This is a genomic window from Streptomyces flaveolus (assembly GCF_044765825.1).
Lineage (GTDB): Bacteria > Actinomycetota > Actinomycetes > Streptomycetales > Streptomycetaceae > Streptomyces > Streptomyces flaveolus.
In genome coordinates this window covers 127,971-145,326 of record NZ_JBIWKU010000008.1, presented here as the reverse complement: position 1 = coordinate 145,326, position 17,356 = coordinate 127,971, and the positions used below count along the sequence as shown (strand labels likewise).

Below are 17,356 nucleotides of genomic sequence, written 5' to 3'. Positions count from 1 at the left end.
TTCTGTCAGCCGCGTTCGGCCAGGTACGCGTCGACCCCGGGTGCCTGGTGGGCCTCCTCGACGCCGACCAGGCCACCGGCTGCCTTGGCGTCGGGCTTCAGCACATAGGTGGAGCGGCTCGCGGGCGCGGAGACGTCGGTGAAGTTCTGCGGCGTGCCGAGGCCGGTGTCGGCGTTGTGCTGCGAACGGTGCGCCTTGACCACGTCCTCGCGGGTGAGGCTGCCGCCCTCGCAGGCCTTCTTCAGATCGGCGCCGATCAGCTGGGCGGCGTTGTACCCGGAGAGCACGCCCGAGTCGACCGGTGAGCCGGGGTACTTCTTGCCGTAGGAGGCGACCATCTTCTGGACGCCCGGCAGGTCCGAGCTGACGGCCGGTGCCGCGCTGACCACGTGCACCATAGCCTCCAGCGCCTTCGCCGCGGGCGTCTTCATCAGTTGCGGGGCGTACCCCGGCGCGCTGCTGACGATCGGCACCGTCAGGCCCTTGGAGGCGGCCACGCCGGCGAGGGAGGCGGTCTGGGCGGGGCCGGCGCTGATCAGGACGGCCTTCACGCCTGCCTTGCCGAGCGCCGACACCTGCGCGGACAGATCGGTGTCGGTGGCCTTGATCTTCTGGCCGGCCACCTTCATCCCGGCCTTCTCGGCGGCCCACGTCGAGCCTTCCAGCGCGTTGGCGCCGTAGTCGCCCTCGAAGTAGACGTGGCCGATGGTGTCGCCCTTGGCGACCTTCTTGGTACGGGTCAGGAAGTCCACGGCGGCGATCATGTCGAGGTCGTAGGTGGTGCCGAGGACCTGGACGGAGTCCTTGCCCAGCAGGGAGGCCGCCCAGGCCTGCGGGAAGGTCAGCATGTGGTCGCGTTCGATGTCGTCGAGCAGGGCGGCGACCACCGGGGAGCCGATGACCTGGGGCAGGGCGACGACGTCCGGGGAGATGTCGGCGTAGGCGGTGACCGCCTTCTGCACGTCGTAGCCGTGGTCCTTGACGACGATCTCCACCTTGCGTCCGCAGATGCCGCCCGCGGCGTTGGTCTCGTCGGCCCACATCTGCTGGGCCTGCACGATGCTCTTGCCGAGGGTGGCGTAAGGGCCGGTGAGGTCGGTCAGGGCGCCCAGCTTGATGGCCTTGTCGCTGACTCCGGGGCCGGCCTTGACGCCGTCGGCGCCGTCGTCGGTGCTCCCGCCGTCCGCCTTGGAGCTGCAGGCGGTGCCCGCGAGCAGCACGGCGGCCAGAGCCGCGGCCAGGGCGGCGGTCCGGGTGGTGCGGGGCCTGGGGTGCGTGACGTTCACGGGGTGTGCTCCTTGGCTCGTGCGGTGGTGGCAGAGGTGGTCCGGGGCGTGGGCCCGGCGTCGGGAGGGTCGGTGACCGGGGGCCGGCGGCGCAGCCGGGCGCGGGTGCGGCGGGCCAGGCCGTGGAGGCCGTCGGGGGCGTAGAGGAGGATCACGACGATCGCCGCGCCGTAGAGGTAGCGGGCGGCCTCGGTGGGGCCGATCGAGCCGTCGCCGGAGCCGGGGGTCGCGACCAGGGGGAGCTGGTCGGCGTAGCGCGTCATCAGCAGGGGCAGCGCGGTGACGAAGACGGCCCCGGCGGTGGCCCCGGCGACGGAGCCCAGGCCGCCGATGACGATCATGGCGAGGTAGTCGACGGAGAGGGCGAGGGAGAAGTAGTCGGGCACGACGCGGCGGAAGGAGAGCGCCAGCAGCACGCCGGCGAGGCCCGCGTACATCGAGGAGACGACGAACGCCGCCGAGCGGTACTTCGCCACGTGGACGCCCATCACGGACGCCGCCGTCTCGCTGTCGCGCAGGGCCACCAGGGCGCGCCCGGGGCGTCCGCGCAGCAGCCCGCGCGCGGTGAACCAGGTGACGGCGAACAGGGCGAGGCCCAGGTACCAGAGCCGTTCCTCCGCGCCGAACGGCACGCCCAGGACCGTCAGTTCGGGGTCGGACGCGGCGAACGTGAACCCGCCGAGCTCCAGCGGCGGCACCGAGCGGCCGTTGAATCCGCCGGTGACGGAGTCCGCGGTGAGCAGGACGTGGTGGCCGAGGAAGACGAGGGCGAGGGTGGCCACGCCCAGGTAGATGCCCTTCACCCGGGCGGCGACGGGGCTGAACAGTCCGCCCGCGGCTCCGGCGAGCAGGACCGCGAGGACCGCGGCGAGCGCCGGCGGCAGCCCCGGTCCGGGCTCCCCCGCCAGCCATACGTAGCCGTAGGCGCCGACGGCGAGGAAGAAGGCGTGGCCGAGGGAGAGTTGCCCGGCGGTGCCGCTGAGCAGGCCGAGGCCCACGGCGCCGATGGCCGCGGCGATCGAGAACAGGCCGATGCGCAGCCAGAAGGCGTCCAGGTAGAAAGGCAGGGCGCACAGGAGGAGGGCGGTCAGGAGCAGGGGACCGCGCCTGAGGAGGCCGTTCGCCTTGAGGAGGTCAGACACGGGCCGCCCCCTTCGCCGCGAACAGCCCGGCGGGGCGGACCAGGAGGACCAGCACCATCACGGCGTACGGGGCGACGTCGCCGAAGCCCTCGCCGAGGACGTGCAGATCGGACTGGTAGCCGGCGACGAACGCCTCGGTGAGGCCGATCAGCATGCTGCCGACCAGGGCGCCGACCGGGGAGGCCATGCCGCCGAGGATGGCGGCCGGGAATGCCTTGAGGGCGATCTGCCCGGTGGTGCGCTCCAGGCCCGGCGCCGGGAAGGCGACGAGGAAGACGGCGGCGAGCGCGGCGAGGCCGCCGGCCAGGCACCAGGCGACGGTGCGTATCCGGGTCAGCCGTACGCCCATGAGGGCGGCGGCCTCGGCGTCCTCGGCCGCCGCGCGCAGGGACAGGCCCCACGGGGTGAACCGGAAGAGGGCGAAGGCGCCCGCGATGGCCACGGCGGACACCAGGATCGCGGCGACACGGCTGTCGGCGACGGTCACCGGCCCCAGGTCGGTCACCGCGTCGCCCCAGGGGTCGCCGAGGGGCAGCAGGTCGCCGCCGATGCGCCGGGCCAGGTCGGTGACCAGGACGATGTCGATGCCGATGGTCACGATGGTCTGCACATGGGCGCCGTGGGCGTCCTGCTCCCCGCGCTGGAGGAGCAGGCGGTCGAGCGCGCCGGCCACGCCGGCCGTGACGACGACGGCCAGGGCCAGCGCGCCGGCGAAGCCGAGGTCGTCGTGGAGGACGGCGACGAGGTAGCCGCCGAGCAGCAGCAGGGAGCCGTGGGCGAAGTTGAGGACGCCGGAGGCCTTGAAGATGGTGACGAAGCCGAGCGCGATCAGGGCGTAGACCGAGCCGAGGGCGAGGCCGTTCAGCAGGTTGTCGAGGAAGCCGCTCATGCCGCGTCCTCCCCGGTGGTGCCGCTGCCCAGGTAGGCGCGCAGCACCTCGGGATCGCGCCGGACCTCGTCCGGGGTGCCGTGGGCGATGGCCTTGCCGAAGTCGAGGACGGTGACGTCGTCGGCGAGGCGCATGACCAGGCCCATGTCGTGCTCCACCAGGACCACGGACAGGCCGAGTTCGGCGCGGACCTCCCGGACGACCTCGGTCATCCGGACGCGTTCGGCGGCGTTCATGCCGGCCACGGGTTCGTCGAGCAGCAGCACACGGGGCTCCAGGCAGAGGGCGCGGGCGAGTTCGACCCGCTTGCGGTCGCCGTAGGAGAGCAGGGCGACGGGTGAGTCGAAGTGGGCTCCGAGCCCGGTGAGTTCGGCGATCTCCCGGGCCTTGGCGAGGTGTTCGCGCTGTTCGCGCACGGCGCGCGGCAGGCGCAGGGCGCTGGCGGCGAAGCCGGCGCGGGTCAGGGCGTGGCGGCCGAGCATCAGGTTGTCGGCGACGGTGCCCTGGGTGGTGACGATGTTCTGGAAGGTGCGGGCCACGCCGAGGGCGGCGATCCGGTGCGGGGCGAGCCGGGTCAGCTCGGCGTCGCCGAGCCGTACGGTGCCGGTGGCGGGCCGGTACAGGCCCGACAGGACGTTGAAGCAGGTGGACTTGCCGGCGCCGTTGGGTCCGATGACGGCGTGCACGGTGCCGGGGTCGACCGTGAAGGAGACGTCGTCGAGGGCGGTGAGGCCGGCGAAGCGCACGGTCACGTCGCGGACCTCGAGCGCGGGGGGTGCGGCGGTACGGGTGGTCACGCCGCCCCCTGGTCGTCGGCGGTCTCGCCCAGGTAGAGGCGGCGTACGGCGTCGGTCCGCGCGAGTTCGCCGGCGGGGCCGGACAGGCGGATCTCGCCGACCTCCAGGACGTGGGCGTGGTCGGCCAGGGAGAGCGCCATGCCGGCGTTCTGCTCGACCAGGAGGACTGCGGTGCCCTGCGTGTTGATCTCGCGGACCACCTCGGCGATCCGGTCCACCATGAGCGGGGCGAGCCCGAGGGAGGGTTCGTCGAGGAGGAGCAGGCGGGGCGCCGCCATCAGGGCGCGTCCGATGGCCAGCATCTGCTGCTCGCCGCCGGACAGCAGGCCCGCGGCCTGGCGGGTGCGTTCGGCGAGCCGGGGGAAGAGGGCGAAGACGCGGTCCCGGGCCTCGCGGACCTGGGCCGGGGCGCGCCGGGAGAGGCCGAGGCCGCCTGCCCGCAGGTTCTCGTCGACGGTGAGTCCGGCGAACACCCGCCTGCCCTCGGGCACCTGCACGACTCCGGCGCGTACGGCGGCGACCGGGTCGCGGCCGTCGAGGGCCGTGTCGCCGTAGCGGACCCGGCCGGCCGTGATCGCGCCGCGGTGCAGGCGCAGTGTGCCCGACACCGCGCGCAGCAGGGTCGTCTTGCCGGCGCCGTTGGCACCGAGCAGCGCGACGACGCCGCCGTGCGGGACGGTCAGGGACACGGAACGGAGAGCGGACAGTGCGCGCCCGTACGTCACGTCGAGGCTCTCGACGTGCAGGGCGGGCTCACCGTCCGGTGGTGCTGCGGGCATCGCGGCTCCTGAGGACCGTGCCGGGAGGGGCACGGTGACGGGGGAAGGGGCGCTCACCACAACACGAGGGCCGGGGCGCGTACAGGGGGTGCGGGGTGGGTCGCTGCGGCGTCCCAGTCCGGGGGCGGGGAGTCTGTGCGGATGCCCACCGCTGCCGGTGGGACGGGGTGCGGCGTGGGTGCGCTGCCCGGCGGTGCGGGGTGACCGGGGTGGGTGCGGGCCGGGTCATGCGGCCCGGCGCGGGTGGGTGACCGGCGTGGGTGCGGGCCGGGGGTGGGTCGCGTGGCCCGGCGCTGCCGGGGTGCCGCCGCGCCCACCCGTGCCGCCCCAGCGGCACGACTGCCCGCAGCCAGGGCAGCGGTGCGGCCCCGCGCCGCCCCACCCGCGCGCCGCCCCGCAGCTGGGGCAGCGGCGCGGGCGGGTGCCGTGGGGCCGTGTGGTGGCTTGGGGTCAGGTCGGGAGGACTCGGTGGGCGGTCAGGGACAAGGTGATTTCCACGAGGTCGGCCGGGCGGGCCAGGGAGCGGCCGGTCAGCTGTTCGCAGCGGCGCAGCCGGTTGAGGACGGTGTTGCGGTGGCAGTAGAGACGTTCGCCGGCCCGCTGCGCCGAGCCGTCGCAGTCGAGCCACGTCGTCAGGGTGTCCAGCAGGACGTCCCGGTCGGCGGGCTCCAGCCGCAGCAGCGGACCGAGCACCCTGTCGGCGAGGGCCCGGCCGAGGTCGGGGCCGGCCACGACCAGGGCGGCGGGAAGGTGGTCGGCCAGCCGGACGGTGCCGCCGGCCTCGGGGCAGATGCCGAGGGCCGTGTCGGCGAGCCCGCGCGCTTCGCCGACGGCGGCCAGTCCCTCGACCGGGCTGCCGACGCCGACCCGCAGGCCGGGAACGCCGTCGCCCGGCACCGGGAGTTCGTCGTCCCCGGCGCCGAGCAGGACGATGCCGTAGTCCACCTCCGCCCCGGTGTGCCAGTGGACGCGCGTCCCGTCCGGCACGAGGGCGGCACGGGCGGCGGCGGAACGCGCGGGGTTCACGCCGGTGACGGCGACGACGACGTACCGGCCCTGCTCCGGCAGATCCAGCGCCTGAGCGGCCTCGGGCAGGTCGGCGATGCGGCTGGTGCCGTCGAGCAGACCGGCCGCCAGCATCCGGGCCCTGTTCTCCCGGCGCCGGCTCAGCTGCCACTCGGTCTGCCGGTAGGCGTCCGCGACGAGCGTGCAGTGCTCGTCGACGAAGTTCCACACGTCGGCGGCCACGTGCACCAGCAGCCGGACGTCCTCGGGGGCGGTGCGGGAGGTCTCCTCGACCAGCCGCTGCCACACCAGGGAGCCGCCGAGGCGGAAGGCGTGCAGCAGGGCGTCCAGCGGCAGCCCCTGTTCGGCGCGGGTGGTGCCGATCCGCCAGGAGCAGCGGCGGGCCGCGTCCCGGGCGCCCCGCGGGTCGAGCAGCGAGGTCACGCTGTGCCGCAGCGAGCGGTGCGCCTCCTGCCAGGTCGCGGTGGGGTCCTTCGCCAGGGCGGCGCGGTACGCCGGTTCCTGCTCCCGCAGCAGCGCCACCAGCCGGTCGGTCAGCCCCGGCAGGTCATCGAGCAGCCCGCGGGCCGCCCGGTGCAGGACGCGCAGGGCGTCGGCGTCCATGAGCGAGGCGACGCTCGGTGTCCGCGGGCGCGGAACGGGCGTCAGTCCGGCGGTGCGGATCGCTGCTCGTGACCGTACGGCGTGTTGCATCGCGGTCCTCCCCAGGCCAGGGCTTACGGAGGAGACCCGCCGCGGGCCGTCCGCCCGCGTCCGGCCTGCCCCCTGACTCGTCCTGCCCCGAAGGATGGCATACCGTCTGGTCGGTCCCTAGGGTTGTGCACCGGTCTTTTCGGCGCGTTCCCCCTGTTCCGCCTGTTCGACCACGCGCGCCAGTTCCAGCCGGGACCGTACGCCCAGGGCCGCGAAGACCTTGCGGAGGTGGTAGTCGACGGTGCGGGTGCTCACCGCGAGGGTCAGCGCGACCTCCCGGTTGGTGGCGCCCTCGGCGACGTGCCGGGCGATGCGCAGTTGCTGCGGGGTCAGCCGGGTGAGTGGGCCGGCGGGCGCGGAGCCGTGCGAGGCGGCTCCGAGCGCCCGCAGCTCGCCGCGCGCCTGCTCGGCCCAGACGCCGGCGCCGCAGCGTTCGAAGCCGGCCAGCGCGGTGCCGAGGCGGTCGCGGGCCTCGCGCGGCCGGCGTCGCCGGCGCAGCCACTTCCCGTACAGCAGGGCGGTGCGGGACCGTTCGAAGTCGCCGCCCGCCTCGTCGTGCCGGGCGAGCGCGCGCCCGTACAGCTCGTCGGCGTCCTCCGGCGGTGCCAGCAGGGCGTGACAGCGGGCCAGTTGGGCGGCGGCCTGCGGATCGGCACCGAAGGCCGCCCAGCCGGCGAAGTCCGTCAGGAGCGTGCGGGCGTCCGCGTGCCGGCCGGCGAGGGCGGCGGCCTCCACGAAGCAGGGCACCGCGAGCCGCCACACCGCGAAGTGCCCGCGCCGGGGCCCGGGCAGGACCAGGAGGCCGAGCCGGTCGGCGGCGTCGAAGGGACGGCCGCGCCCGAGGTCGGCGCGGGCCGTCGCCCACTCCGCCAGGGTGGCCGCCTGGGCGAGTCCGTGCCGGCGGGCGGTGGCCAGCGCGGCTGCTACATGCCGGGCGACGTCGTCCGGCTCGTCCTCGATCGACGCGGCGAGGGCCAGTACCGCCCGGTGGTGGGCGGCCGTGTTGCGCTGCCCGGCCCGCAGCGCGGTGCGCAGGCCCTCCTCGGCGTGGGCACGGGCCTGCGGGTGCCGGCCGGCGCGCAGCTCGGCGTAGGCGAGGTACTCCAGTGCCTGCGGGACCAGCGTGTCCGAACCGAGGTGCCGGGCGGCGGCGAGGGCCCGTGCCCCGGCCCGGCGTGCGGCGTCCACCTCGCCCAGGAGCAGCGCTGCCGCCGCCGCCCGCAGCAGGGCCTCGGGACGCTCCTCGGTCCCGGCGCGTTCCACGACGTGGCCGAGCGGTACGACCGCGCGGTCCAGCCGTCCTTCGAGCAGCGCCCTCATGCCGACGCGGTGGTCGCGCACCGGGTCGGGGGGCGGGGCCGGCTGTCCGGGGCGCCGGTCGGGCAGGGGTGGTTCCGGGCCGAGGGTCGCCAGGCAGGACGGCAGGTCGCCGGCCGCCCAGGCCGCGTCGGCGGCGGCCAGGGTGGCGGCCGCGGCCTGGTCGGGGGCGTCGGCGGCGAGCAGGGACGCAGCCAGCAGCAGGGACTGGTGCGCGTCGCCGACGGGGCCGTCCCGCAGTTCCGTCAGCCCGCGCACCAGCTCGGCCCGTCCCCGCACCACGGCGGGGGCGGCACAGCTCCGGGCCGTGGTGAGCAGTGGACGCGCGCGGTCCGGCCGGCCGGCGAGCAGCTCCTGCTCGGCCGCGGCCGTGTACCGCTCCGCCCGGTCCGGGCCGTCGGCCGACAGCTCGGCGGCGCGGGCGTACGCCGTCGCGCGCAGCCGGTGCGGCGCGCCGGTCCCGTCGGCGGCCCGGGCCGCGAGCCGGTCGGCGAGCGCGGGCGCGGGACCGGCGCCGGTCAGGGACCAGGCGTGGTGCAGCAGCGCGGGGAGCCGCTGCCCGGCGGCCTCCAGGACGTGGGCCAGCGCACGGTGGGCCGCGTGCCGGCGGTCCGGTGCGGCGGTGGCGTGGACGGTGCGGCCGACCAGCGGGCTGCGGTAGCGGAGCCGGCCCTCGGCGAGCGCGAGGAGTGCGGGCACCGGTTCCAGGCGCGGCGCGGGCGCGGTGGCGGGCCGCAGGTGCCCTACGGCGTCCAGGACGAGGTCCGCGTCGACGTCCGGGGCGTCCGACGCCCGGGCGGCCGCCGCCACCGTCAGCAGCAGGTCCCGTGCCTCCGGCGGCAGCCCCGACAGGGCCTCGCCCGCCACGTCCTGCAGGGTGCCCGCGTCGGCCAGGGGTCTGGGCGGTGGCCGGTGCCCGCGCAGTTCGGCGGGCGACAGGCGGCGGACCAGGGCGAGCAGCAGGGCCGGGTTGCCCTCCGCCTCGGCCAGCAGACGGGCGCGCACGGCCGGGTCGGCGGTGCCGTCGGTCGCGTCGTCCAGCAGGGCGTCGGCCTGCGGCGGCGTCAGCGGGTCCAGGCGTACGGCGGGCAGGTGGACGAACTCCGGGTCCACGGCCCGGTGTCCGGCCACGGAGAGGAGCAGGCCGATCCGGCCCGCCGGGTGCAGGCGCCCGGCGGCGCGGCCCAGGGCGGCCCGGTCCGGCGGGTCCCACAGGTGCGCGTCGTCCACGCACACGAGCAGCGGGCCGTCGCCGGCCGCCGTCCGCAGAGTGGCGAGCAGTTCCTCGGCCCGCAGCGGTGCGCACCGGTCCGTCCGGGCGTCGAGGCGCAGTACGGGACCGGCCGTGAAGGCGTGGGCGGCCCACTGGAGGAGGGTGGTGCGGCCGAGCCCGGGCTCCCCGGTCACCACCAGGTGGCCGGCTCGGGTGCGCAGTCCGTCCAACAGCGCCTCCACCGCGCGCCGTTGCGCGCCGCGGCCGTGGATCCGCGCGGCCGTACGTACGGTCGTCTCTCCGGTCATTCCCGGGAGGTTACGCGCGCGTAACCTGAGGCGGAAGCCATCGGTCCACGCCCGCCGCGCACCGGCTGGGCCGGGTGTCGGCCGTCCCACCAGCGGTTCCCTCGTGGGACGGGCGGGACAGGGCTGTGCGGTTGCCCAGTGCGCGCGGCCTGCGACCGTGCGGGGGCACAGCGCGCCGGCGGCGGTCGCGTCGTGCGCGCGACCGCCGCCGGACCGTGCGGTGGAGGGTCAGGAGTTGTGCGGGCAGTTGCCCCGGTACTCCTCGATGGTCAGGCTGGGCCGCGGCAGCGGGCACAGGAACTGCTCGTAGCGGGTGTCGTTGTCGATGAAGCGCTTGAGCCAGGAAATGCTGTACTTCGCGATCGTCGTGTTCGACGTGTTCGGCGAGAAGTGGGTCGCGCCGTTCAGCTCCAGGTACGCGCGGTCCGTGGTGGAGGGCAGGCTGGAGTAGAAGGGCTCGGAGTGGGAGGCGACCGGGGCCACGGTGTCGCCGTCAGCCCCCACGATCAGGGTCGGGGTGCTGACCTCGGGCCAGGTCTTGTCGAGGTTCCAGGGGGTGAGGGGGATGGCGGCCTGGAGCGAGGGCCGGGACTTGGCGGCCTCGAGCGTGCCGCCGCCGCCCATCGAGTGGCCCATCACGCCGAGCCGGCTGCTGTCGATCCGCCCGCGCACGGAGCTGCGCTCGGTGAGGTAGTCCAGCGCGGCGAGCAGCTGCCGTCCCCGGGAGTCGGGCTGGTCGAGGGTGGTGAGGGTGTCGATGGTGAAGACGACGAAGCCCTGCGAGGCCAGACGCGGACCGAGCCAGGCGATGGAGGACTCGTACGCGGTGAAGCCGGGCGCGATCACGACGGCGCCGAACGTGCCGTCGCTGGTGCTGGTCGGGTAGTAGATCGTGCCACCGCCGAAGCCGGTGACGGTGAGGGAGGAGACGCTCGTGTCCGACACCGCGTAGGGGCCGCGCAGTGCCTCGATGCTGGAGGTGGTGGGCGCCGGGCCGCGCTCGTACGGGTTGTCCGCGGCGTGGGCGCCCGGGCCGGTGAGGGTGCTGAGCGCGACGACGGCGGCGAGTGCCGCCGTGAGACCGGCCAGCCGCCGCCGCGTGGCGCGGGGGGCGGCGGGGGTGTGGGGGTTCTGCTGCACGACGAGTCGTCCTCTCTGTCGTGGCGAGTCGCCCGGCCGGTGGTCGCACACGGCCCGGGACACGTGGGGTCGCGTCCCGGGACATCCGCCGGGCGGGCTTCGCCGATGAGCTGGCGGTGCCACTGTCGACGGGCGTGGCGGCGGAGGGGATCGGCAGAATCACCGGTCTCGTGGGGCGCGGGGAGCCGGGGGGGGCGGGTGCCTGGTTCTGCCGGGAGTGATGTGCGCACCGGTGCGGGGATGCCTCGACCTGTCACCGGGGGCCGGTGTGCCGCCGGGGCGAGCCGGTGTACCCGCCGGGGGCGAGCGCGTCGTGTTCCTCGGCCGAGGGCTTGCGCGGGCACCCGGTGCGTGTGCCACGCTCGGCGTCGGCCGGGCGGCGGTGTGCGCCGGCCGGCGTCGGGTCGGGCACCTCGGAAAGGCGGCGGCATGCGTATCGGACTGCTCGGTACCGGTCCCTGGGCGGACATGGCGCACGCGCCGGCCCTGGACGGGCACGACGACGTGGACTTCGTGGGCGTGTGGGGGCGCCGGCCACAGGCCGCCAAGGAGTTGGCGGAGCGGCACGGCACGCGCGCCTACGACGACGTCGACGCCCTGCTCGCCGACGTGGAGGCCGTCGCCGTGGCGCTGCCGCCGGCCGTGCAGGCCGAGCTCGCGGTGCGCGCGGCGCGTGCCGGGTGCCATCTGCTGCTGGACAAGCCGCTCGCGACAACGGTGGCGCAGGGGCGGGCGGTGGTCGAGGCCGTGCGGGAGGCCCGTGTCGCCTCCGTCGTCTTCTTCACGACCCGGTTCCAGCCGGAGACCGAGGCATGGATCGCCGAACAGGCCGAGGCCGGCGAGTGGTTCACGGCGCGTGCGCAGTGGCTCGGCGCGGTGTTCGGCGGCGACAGCCCGTTCGCGCGCTCGCCGTGGCGCCGTGAGAAGGGCGCCCTGTGGGACGTCGGCCCGCACGCCCTGTCCGTCCTGCTGCCGGTCCTGGGGGACGTACGGCAGGTGGCGGCGGCCGTGCCCGGTCCCGGCGACACCGTCCATCTGGTCCTCGACCACGCCGGCGGGACGTCCAGCACGCTCACGCTCAGCCTGACGGCACCGCCCGCCGCGGCGGGCGCCGCGGTGGAGCTGCGGGGCGGTACCGGGGTGACGCTGATGCCGGAGAGTTCGCAGGGTCCGGTGCCCGCTCTGCAACGGGCCGTGGACGCTCTGCTGGCCGCCGCGCGCACCGGGCGTCCGCATCCGTGCGACGCCGTGTTCGGTCTCCGGGTCACCGAGATCCTCGCCGGGGCCGAAGCGCTGCTCGGCGACGGACGGTGACGCCGGTCAGCCGTCGGCGTCCTTCGTTCCCAACGGTGACTCGCTCCACCGGAACCAGGCCCGCTCCCCCTCGATGTGCAGGAGGAACCCGGCGACCGGGCCGTCGGGCGAGGCCGGCGACACGCGCGCTCCGATCCGGGCGTGGACGGCCTCCCACTCCTCCCAGTGGCCGGCGTCGTCCCGCTCGGCCAGGGCGAGTTCGCGGGCGAACAGGTCCCGGACGGCGCCGAACGCCGGACCGGGACTGAACCGGCCCGAGAGCCAGGGGAAGTCCGCGTCGTCGACGACGATCTCCCCGACGTCCGCCCCCGTCGTCCGGTCGCGCACGCGCCAGACGTCGCCCTCGAACCCCATGTCGCCTCCGCCGTCCGTGCCGTCGACCGCCCTGCCGGCCGGCATGCCACCCGGCACCGGCACGGGGCGGGAGGGCGTCGGGCCCGGCACGGGGAGGGAATCGCCTGACGGCCGGTCAGGCCACCGGCCGGACACGACGGCCCGCCTGCTGCCGTAGCGCGGATTCCAGCCGGTCGCGGACCTCGGTCTGGGCCGCGATGCGTTCGTCGAGCACCGCCAGCCGTTCCCGTGCCACCCGCAGGCCCTTGTCCGAGGGCGGTGCCGCGGCCACGTCGCCGTCCAGGCACGGCAGGAACACGCGCACGTCGTCCAGGGTGAGTCCGACGGACAGCAGGTGGCGGATGTTGCGGACCCGGACCACCGCCCGCTCGTCGTAGACACGGTAGCCGTTGTGCGCCCGCTCGGAGCAGATCAGCCCGGCCTCCTCGTAGTGCCGCAGCGCCCGAACGGTCGTCCCGGCTGCCCTGGCCAGTTCACCTATCCGCACCCGTCGCACCTCCCGGGCCATGCCTATCACGCCACGACCGCCCCGCCGTCGACCGGAAGCACGACGCCGGTGACGAAGGACGCGGCCGGTTCGGCGAGCCGGGTGATCGCCCAGGCCACCTCCTCGGGCCGGCCGATCCGGCCCAGCGGGGTGTGCGCGAGCTGCCACCGCCGCACCGCGGCCCTGCGCTCCGGCGTGAGGCCCTGGTGCTCCCCGATGGGGGTGTCGATCGCGCCGGGGGCGACCGCCACCACCCGGATGCCGCGAGGAGCCAGCTCGACGGCCCAACTGCGCGTCAGCAGTTCGAGGGCGGTCTTGGTGGCCGCGTAGACCGAGCTGCCCGGCCAGGCCCGCTGCCCCACCGACGTACTGACGTTGACGATCACACCGCCGGACGCCTCCAGCGACGGCAGCGCGGCCTGGGCCAGCAGGACGGGGGCGACGAGGTTCGTGTCGAGCTGAGCCGTGATCAGCTCCGCGCTCAGTGTGCCGAGGGCGCCGCTGTGCACGACGGCGGCGTTGTTGACCAGCACGTCCAGTCGGCCGTACGCCTCCGTCACGGCCTGGACGATGCGTTCGGGTTCCCCTTGGACGGTGATGTCCGCGGGCAGCGGTGTGATCCGCTCGTGCCCGGTCGCCGTCTCCGCGAGTGGTTCACCGCGCCGTCCGACGGCGACCACGTGGGCCCCCTCGGCGGCGAAGGCACGGGCGGTCGCCCGGCCGATGCCCGTACCGGCTCCGGTGACGACGACGACCCTGCTGCTTCCTGTCGTGCTGAAGTCCATGCCGTCATCGTGCAACCCTGCCGTCAGCGGCAGGGTCAACGTGTCGGGCCGCCGGTCAGCGTGCGGCACGGCGGCGGTCGCTCCGTGCCCCCGCCGCTCCCGTCCGCCTCCACCCGGTACAGGCCCCCGAGGTGCGGGACACCGTGTCCGTCGGCACGCCGTCCGTGGAGAGGGGGCGCCGACGCCGTCGTCCGGTGCCCGGCCGGCGGGGAGCGAGCCTTCGGCCACGGCCTGTCGGTAGGAGGGGCGGCGGCCCGGTCGGCTGTCGGGGTGCGCGCAGTCCGAGCCGGTCAGCAGGCCGAGGCCGTCCGGCAGGAAGGTGAGCGGCCCTGAGGAGGACACGGCGCCCACCGGGATCCGGCTGACGCTCACCGCGTTCTGGAGGCCGGCACGCTTCCCGGCGTGCGCCGGGCGGCGCGGCGTAGGAGCGTGGTGGTGTGCGAAAAGTGCCCGTCGTGCCGCCGCGCCGGAGTGAGGACCGGCGCGGCTGGCTGCGGGGGGCGCCGCCGCCCCGCTGGGTACGGGCGCTGCCGCTCGTCCTGGTCGCGGCGATCTGCGCGGCGACGCTCATCAGCCACGATCCGCTCGACGTCGGCTTCCTGCTGGGCGCCATTCCGCCGCTGGCCGTGCTGTCGTACAGCCCGCTGGCGACCGCGGCGCTGGGCGGCGTGGTGGTCGCGCTGCTGAACGTCCCGGCCTTCCAGCTGAACCGGCCGGGCAACACCGACCTGCTGACCATCGTCTTCGTCTCCGTGCTCAGCGTGTTCGTGTCCTTCGTGCGCAGCCGCCGCGACGCCCAGCTGGATCTGGAGCGCACCGTCGCCGAGGCCGCCCAGCGCGCCGTCGCGCCCCCGCTGCCCGAGCGGGTCGGGACGGTGCGCTGCGTGGGGCTGTACCGGGCGGCGCAGCGCGGGACGCTGGTGGGCGGTGACTTCTTCGACGTGCGGGACGGCCCCTTCGGCGTCCGGGCCGTGATGGGCGACGTGCAGGGCCACGGACTGACGGCGGTCGGGACGGTCGCCTCGCTGCTGGGGGCGTTCCGGGAGGCGGTGCTCGACGAGCCCGACCTGGTGTCGGTCGCCGCCCGGCTCGACCGCAGGCTGCTGGTGGACTCGGCGGACGCGCGGCACGCCGAGCTGTTCGCGACGGCCGCGCTGCTGGAGTTCTCCGCCGACGCCCGGGAGGTCCGCGTCGTCGTCTGCGGCAACCCGCCACCGCTGCTGCTGCGCGGCACGAGGGCCATGGAGCTGGAGGTCCCGCCGTGGACACCGCTCGGGCTGGGGCTGGCGGACGCCGGCGCGATCGAGGCGTGGACGGTCTCGTTGCGCCCCGGTGACCGGCTCTTCCTCGCGTCCGACGGCGTGGTCGAGGCCAGGGACGACAGCGGTGCGTTCTATCCGCTGGCCGACCGGCTGACCGGTCTGGCCGCCGGGGAGCCCGCCGCGCTCGCCGAACGGGTCTGGGCGGATCTCGTGGGCTTCTGCCCGGACGTGGACGACGACGTCACGATGCTCGTCCTCACTCCTTCGCCCCCGCCCGCGCGCTGAGGTTCCGTCGGTGCTCCCCCTCGGCGTCGATGTGGGGCAGGATCCGGTCGAGCCACCGCGGTGTCCACCAGGCACGGGTCCCCAGCAGGGTCATCACGGCGGGTACGAGGAGCAGGCGTACGACGGTGGCGTCGATGAGCACGCTGACGGCCAGGCCGAGGCCGAGCATCTTGACCACGATGTTGTCGCTGACGACGAACGCCGCGAAGACACTCACCATGATCAGGGCCGCGCAGGTGATGACCCGCGCGGTGATCTCCAGCGCGTGGGCCACCGCGCCCTTCGCGTCCCCGGTGCGCAGCCAGGCCTCGTGCACGCGGGAGAGCAGGAAGATCTCGTAGTCCATGCTCAGTCCGAAGATGATCGCGAACATCATCATCGGGACGTAGCTCTCGATGGGCACGGTGCCGGAGACGCCGAGCGCGGGGCCGCCCCAGCCCCACTGGAAGACGGCGACGACGACGCCGTAGGAGGCGGCGATCGACAGCACGTTGAGGACGGCGGCCTTCAGGGCGACCAGCGGGCCGCGGAAGACGGCCAGGATGATCAGGAAGGCCAGGGCGACCACGACGCCGATGATGAGCGGCAGCCTCGCCGCGACGATGTCGCGGAAGTCGGCCTGAGCGGCGGTGGTGCCGGTGACGTAGCCCTTGGCGTCCGTGCCGGCGACCGCGTCCGGCAGGGTGCTGTCGACCAGGCGGTTGGTCAGGTCCGTGGTGGCGGCGTTCTGCGGGGACTGCTTCGAGTAGACCGTGGCGAGCAGGACGTCACCGTCCTGGGTCGGCGTCACGGGCGTGACCGCGGCCGTGCCGGGCACGTCGCCGAGGCTCTTGGTGACCTGGGAGGCGAGGTCCGAGCGCTGTGCCTGGGGTACGCCGCTCCGGTCGACGACGACGGTCAGCGGGCCGTTGGAGCCGGGTCCGAACGCGTCGGTCATCAGGTCGTACGCCCGGCGGTCGGTGAAGGTGGTGGGGTCGGCGCCGTCCCCGACGTGGCCGAGCTGGAGGGAGAACAAGGGGACGGCCAGCACCACGAGCACGGCCACTCCGGCGGCCAGGTAGTGCCAGGGCCGTCGTTCCACCCGCTGCGCGTAGCGGTGCCAGGTGCCGTGCGGCTCCGTGCCCGGCTCCGCGTCGGTCTCGGCGACGGGACGGCGCACCTTCAGCCGGTCGATGTGCCGGCCGAGGAGGCCGAGCAGGGCGGGCACCAGGGTCAGCGCGCCGAGGACGGCCGAGACGACCGTCACCCCGGCGGCGATGCCCAGCTTGCCGATGAAGGACACCCCGGACGCGTACAGGCCCAGCAGCGCGACGATCACCGTGCAGCCGGAGACGAGTACGGCCCGGCCGCTGGTGGCGGTGGCGTGTCCGGCCGACCGCACCGGGTCGGCGCCGTTCATGAGGTTCTGCCGGTGCCGGGTGATCAGGAACAGGGCGTAGTCGATGCCCACGCCCAGTCCGATCATGGTGGCCAGGGTCGGTGACACGGTGGCGAAGGTGAACGCCGCGGCGAGCAGGCCAAGACAGGCCAGGCCGCCGACCACCGCGATCAGCGCGGTCACCAGCGGGGCGACGGCGGCGAGGACACTGCCGAAGCCGACCAGCAGGACGACGATGGCGACGCCGAAGCCGATCAGCTCGCTCACCCGGTCGTCGGCGGCCGGGCGCGCCAGCTCCCCGAGCGTCCCCCCGTACTCGACCTGGGCGCCGGCCGCGCGCAGCGGCTGTACGGAGTCGTCCAGCCCGTGCAGGTAGCCGTCACCGAGTTGAGAGGGCTGGATGTCGAAGCGGACCGTGAGGTAGGCGGTGCGGCCGTCCGTGGACAGAGGGCCCACGTTCGGACCGGACGACGAGCCGGAGGCGGGGGTGGCGGTGAGCGGGTTCTGCACGGACAGGACGTGCGGCAGCTTCTGCAGGTCGGCCACCGTGGTGGCCATCTGCGAGCCGAGCGAGGTCAGCGGCTCGTCGGCCTCGTGCACGACGATCTGGGCGCTGTAGCCGCCGGCCGCGGGGTCGTGCCGCTCCAGGACGTCCAGGCCCTGCTGCGACTGGGAGGAGGGCAGGGTGAAGTTGTCCGAGTAGTCCCCGCCGAAGGAGCGGTCCGCGAACTGGAGGGCCACCAGGGCGGCGAGCCACGCGACGACGACGATGGCTCCGTGCCGGGCGCACCACTCGCCGCACCGGCGCAGGCCGCCCGCTCCGCCCCCGGTCCCTCGCCCCCCGGCGCCGGTACGGCTGCCTGCCATGCGTGTGCCCTTTTCTGCCGGGCGGACTGCTCGA

General features: G+C 75.2%; 14 protein-coding genes. 2 read left to right on the top strand and 12 right to left on the bottom strand.

Annotated elements, in window-relative coordinates; translation table 11 throughout:
* Positions 1–5: 5 nt before the first annotated feature.
* From ACIRG6_RS24270 to bdeA, 8 genes are all read right to left on the bottom strand, one after another.
* A complete protein-coding gene (locus ACIRG6_RS24270) occupies positions 6–1,286 on the bottom strand; it encodes an ABC transporter substrate-binding protein (protein WP_364682420.1) in 1,281 nt (426 codons plus the stop codon).
* Positions 1,283–2,428 (bottom strand): branched-chain amino acid ABC transporter permease, encoded by a 1,146-nt coding sequence (locus ACIRG6_RS24265; RefSeq protein ID WP_364682418.1) that lies wholly within the window; start codon positions 2,426–2,428, stop codon positions 1,283–1,285. The genes ACIRG6_RS24270 and ACIRG6_RS24265 overlap by 4 nt, the downstream gene beginning before the upstream one ends.
* The gene (locus ACIRG6_RS24260; RefSeq protein WP_364682416.1) at positions 2,421–3,317 is read right to left on the bottom strand and encodes a branched-chain amino acid ABC transporter permease; all 897 of its coding nucleotides are present in this window, start codon (positions 3,315–3,317) and stop codon (positions 2,421–2,423) included. The genes ACIRG6_RS24265 and ACIRG6_RS24260 overlap by 8 nt, the downstream gene beginning before the upstream one ends.
* Positions 3,314–4,114, bottom strand: coding sequence for an ABC transporter ATP-binding protein (locus ACIRG6_RS24255; protein WP_350723416.1), 801 nt, complete (start codon positions 4,112–4,114; stop codon positions 3,314–3,316). Before ACIRG6_RS24255 ends, ACIRG6_RS24260 begins: the two co-directional genes overlap by 4 nt.
* Complete coding sequence (locus ACIRG6_RS24250) at positions 4,111–4,893, bottom strand: ABC transporter ATP-binding protein (RefSeq protein ID WP_350723414.1); 783 nt, start codon at positions 4,891–4,893, stop codon at positions 4,111–4,113. The genes ACIRG6_RS24255 and ACIRG6_RS24250 overlap by 4 nt, the downstream gene beginning before the upstream one ends.
* 450 nt (positions 4,894–5,343) lie before the next feature.
* Positions 5,344–6,612 carry a helix-turn-helix domain-containing protein gene (locus ACIRG6_RS24245; RefSeq protein WP_318215804.1) on the bottom strand — a complete coding sequence of 423 codons (1,269 nt, stop codon included), beginning with the start codon at positions 6,610–6,612 and terminating at the stop codon, positions 5,344–5,346.
* 117 nt (positions 6,613–6,729) lie between these two features.
* Complete coding sequence (locus ACIRG6_RS24240) at positions 6,730–9,450, bottom strand: helix-turn-helix transcriptional regulator (RefSeq protein ID WP_403324553.1); 2,721 nt, start codon at positions 9,448–9,450, stop codon at positions 6,730–6,732.
* Positions 9,451–9,678: 228 nt separating this feature from the next.
* Positions 9,679–10,590, bottom strand: coding sequence for a bis(hydroxyethyl) terephthalate hydrolase (gene bdeA / locus ACIRG6_RS24235; RefSeq protein WP_239769265.1), 912 nt, complete (start codon positions 10,588–10,590; stop codon positions 9,679–9,681).
* 429 nt (positions 10,591–11,019) lie between these two features.
* Between bdeA and ACIRG6_RS24230 the strand changes: the two genes are divergently transcribed.
* Positions 11,020–11,904 (top strand): Gfo/Idh/MocA family protein, encoded by an 885-nt coding sequence (locus ACIRG6_RS24230; RefSeq protein WP_403324552.1) that lies wholly within the window; start codon positions 11,020–11,022, stop codon positions 11,902–11,904.
* Between the two features lie 6 nt (positions 11,905–11,910).
* Here the strand turns inward: ACIRG6_RS24230 and ACIRG6_RS24225 are convergent, their stop codons facing one another.
* The 3 genes from ACIRG6_RS24225 to ACIRG6_RS24215 form a co-directional block, all read right to left on the bottom strand.
* Positions 11,911–12,258: a hypothetical protein gene (locus ACIRG6_RS24225; protein ID WP_403324649.1), complete on the bottom strand. Its 348-nt coding sequence runs from the start codon at positions 12,256–12,258 to the stop codon at positions 11,911–11,913.
* 115 nt (positions 12,259–12,373) lie between these two features.
* Positions 12,374–12,745 carry a MerR family transcriptional regulator gene (locus tag ACIRG6_RS24220; RefSeq protein WP_403324648.1) on the bottom strand — a complete coding sequence of 124 codons (372 nt, stop codon included), beginning with the start codon at positions 12,743–12,745 and terminating at the stop codon, positions 12,374–12,376.
* 26 nt (positions 12,746–12,771) lie between these two features.
* Positions 12,772–13,530 carry an SDR family NAD(P)-dependent oxidoreductase gene (locus tag ACIRG6_RS24215; RefSeq protein ID WP_364682409.1) on the bottom strand — a complete coding sequence of 253 codons (759 nt, stop codon included), beginning with the start codon at positions 13,528–13,530 and terminating at the stop codon, positions 12,772–12,774.
* Positions 13,531–13,967: 437 nt separating this feature from the next.
* On the opposite strand from ACIRG6_RS24215, the gene ACIRG6_RS24210 reads away from it, so the two are divergent.
* Positions 13,968–15,077 (top strand): PP2C family protein-serine/threonine phosphatase, encoded by a 1,110-nt coding sequence (locus ACIRG6_RS24210; protein WP_364682407.1) that lies wholly within the window; start codon positions 13,968–13,970, stop codon positions 15,075–15,077.
* Here ACIRG6_RS24210 and ACIRG6_RS24205 read toward each other — a convergent pair.
* Positions 15,049–17,322, bottom strand: coding sequence for an MMPL family transporter (locus tag ACIRG6_RS24205; RefSeq protein ID WP_403324551.1), 2,274 nt, complete (start codon positions 17,320–17,322; stop codon positions 15,049–15,051). The genes ACIRG6_RS24210 and ACIRG6_RS24205 overlap by 29 nt on opposite strands.
* Positions 17,323–17,356 lie beyond the last annotated feature (34 nt).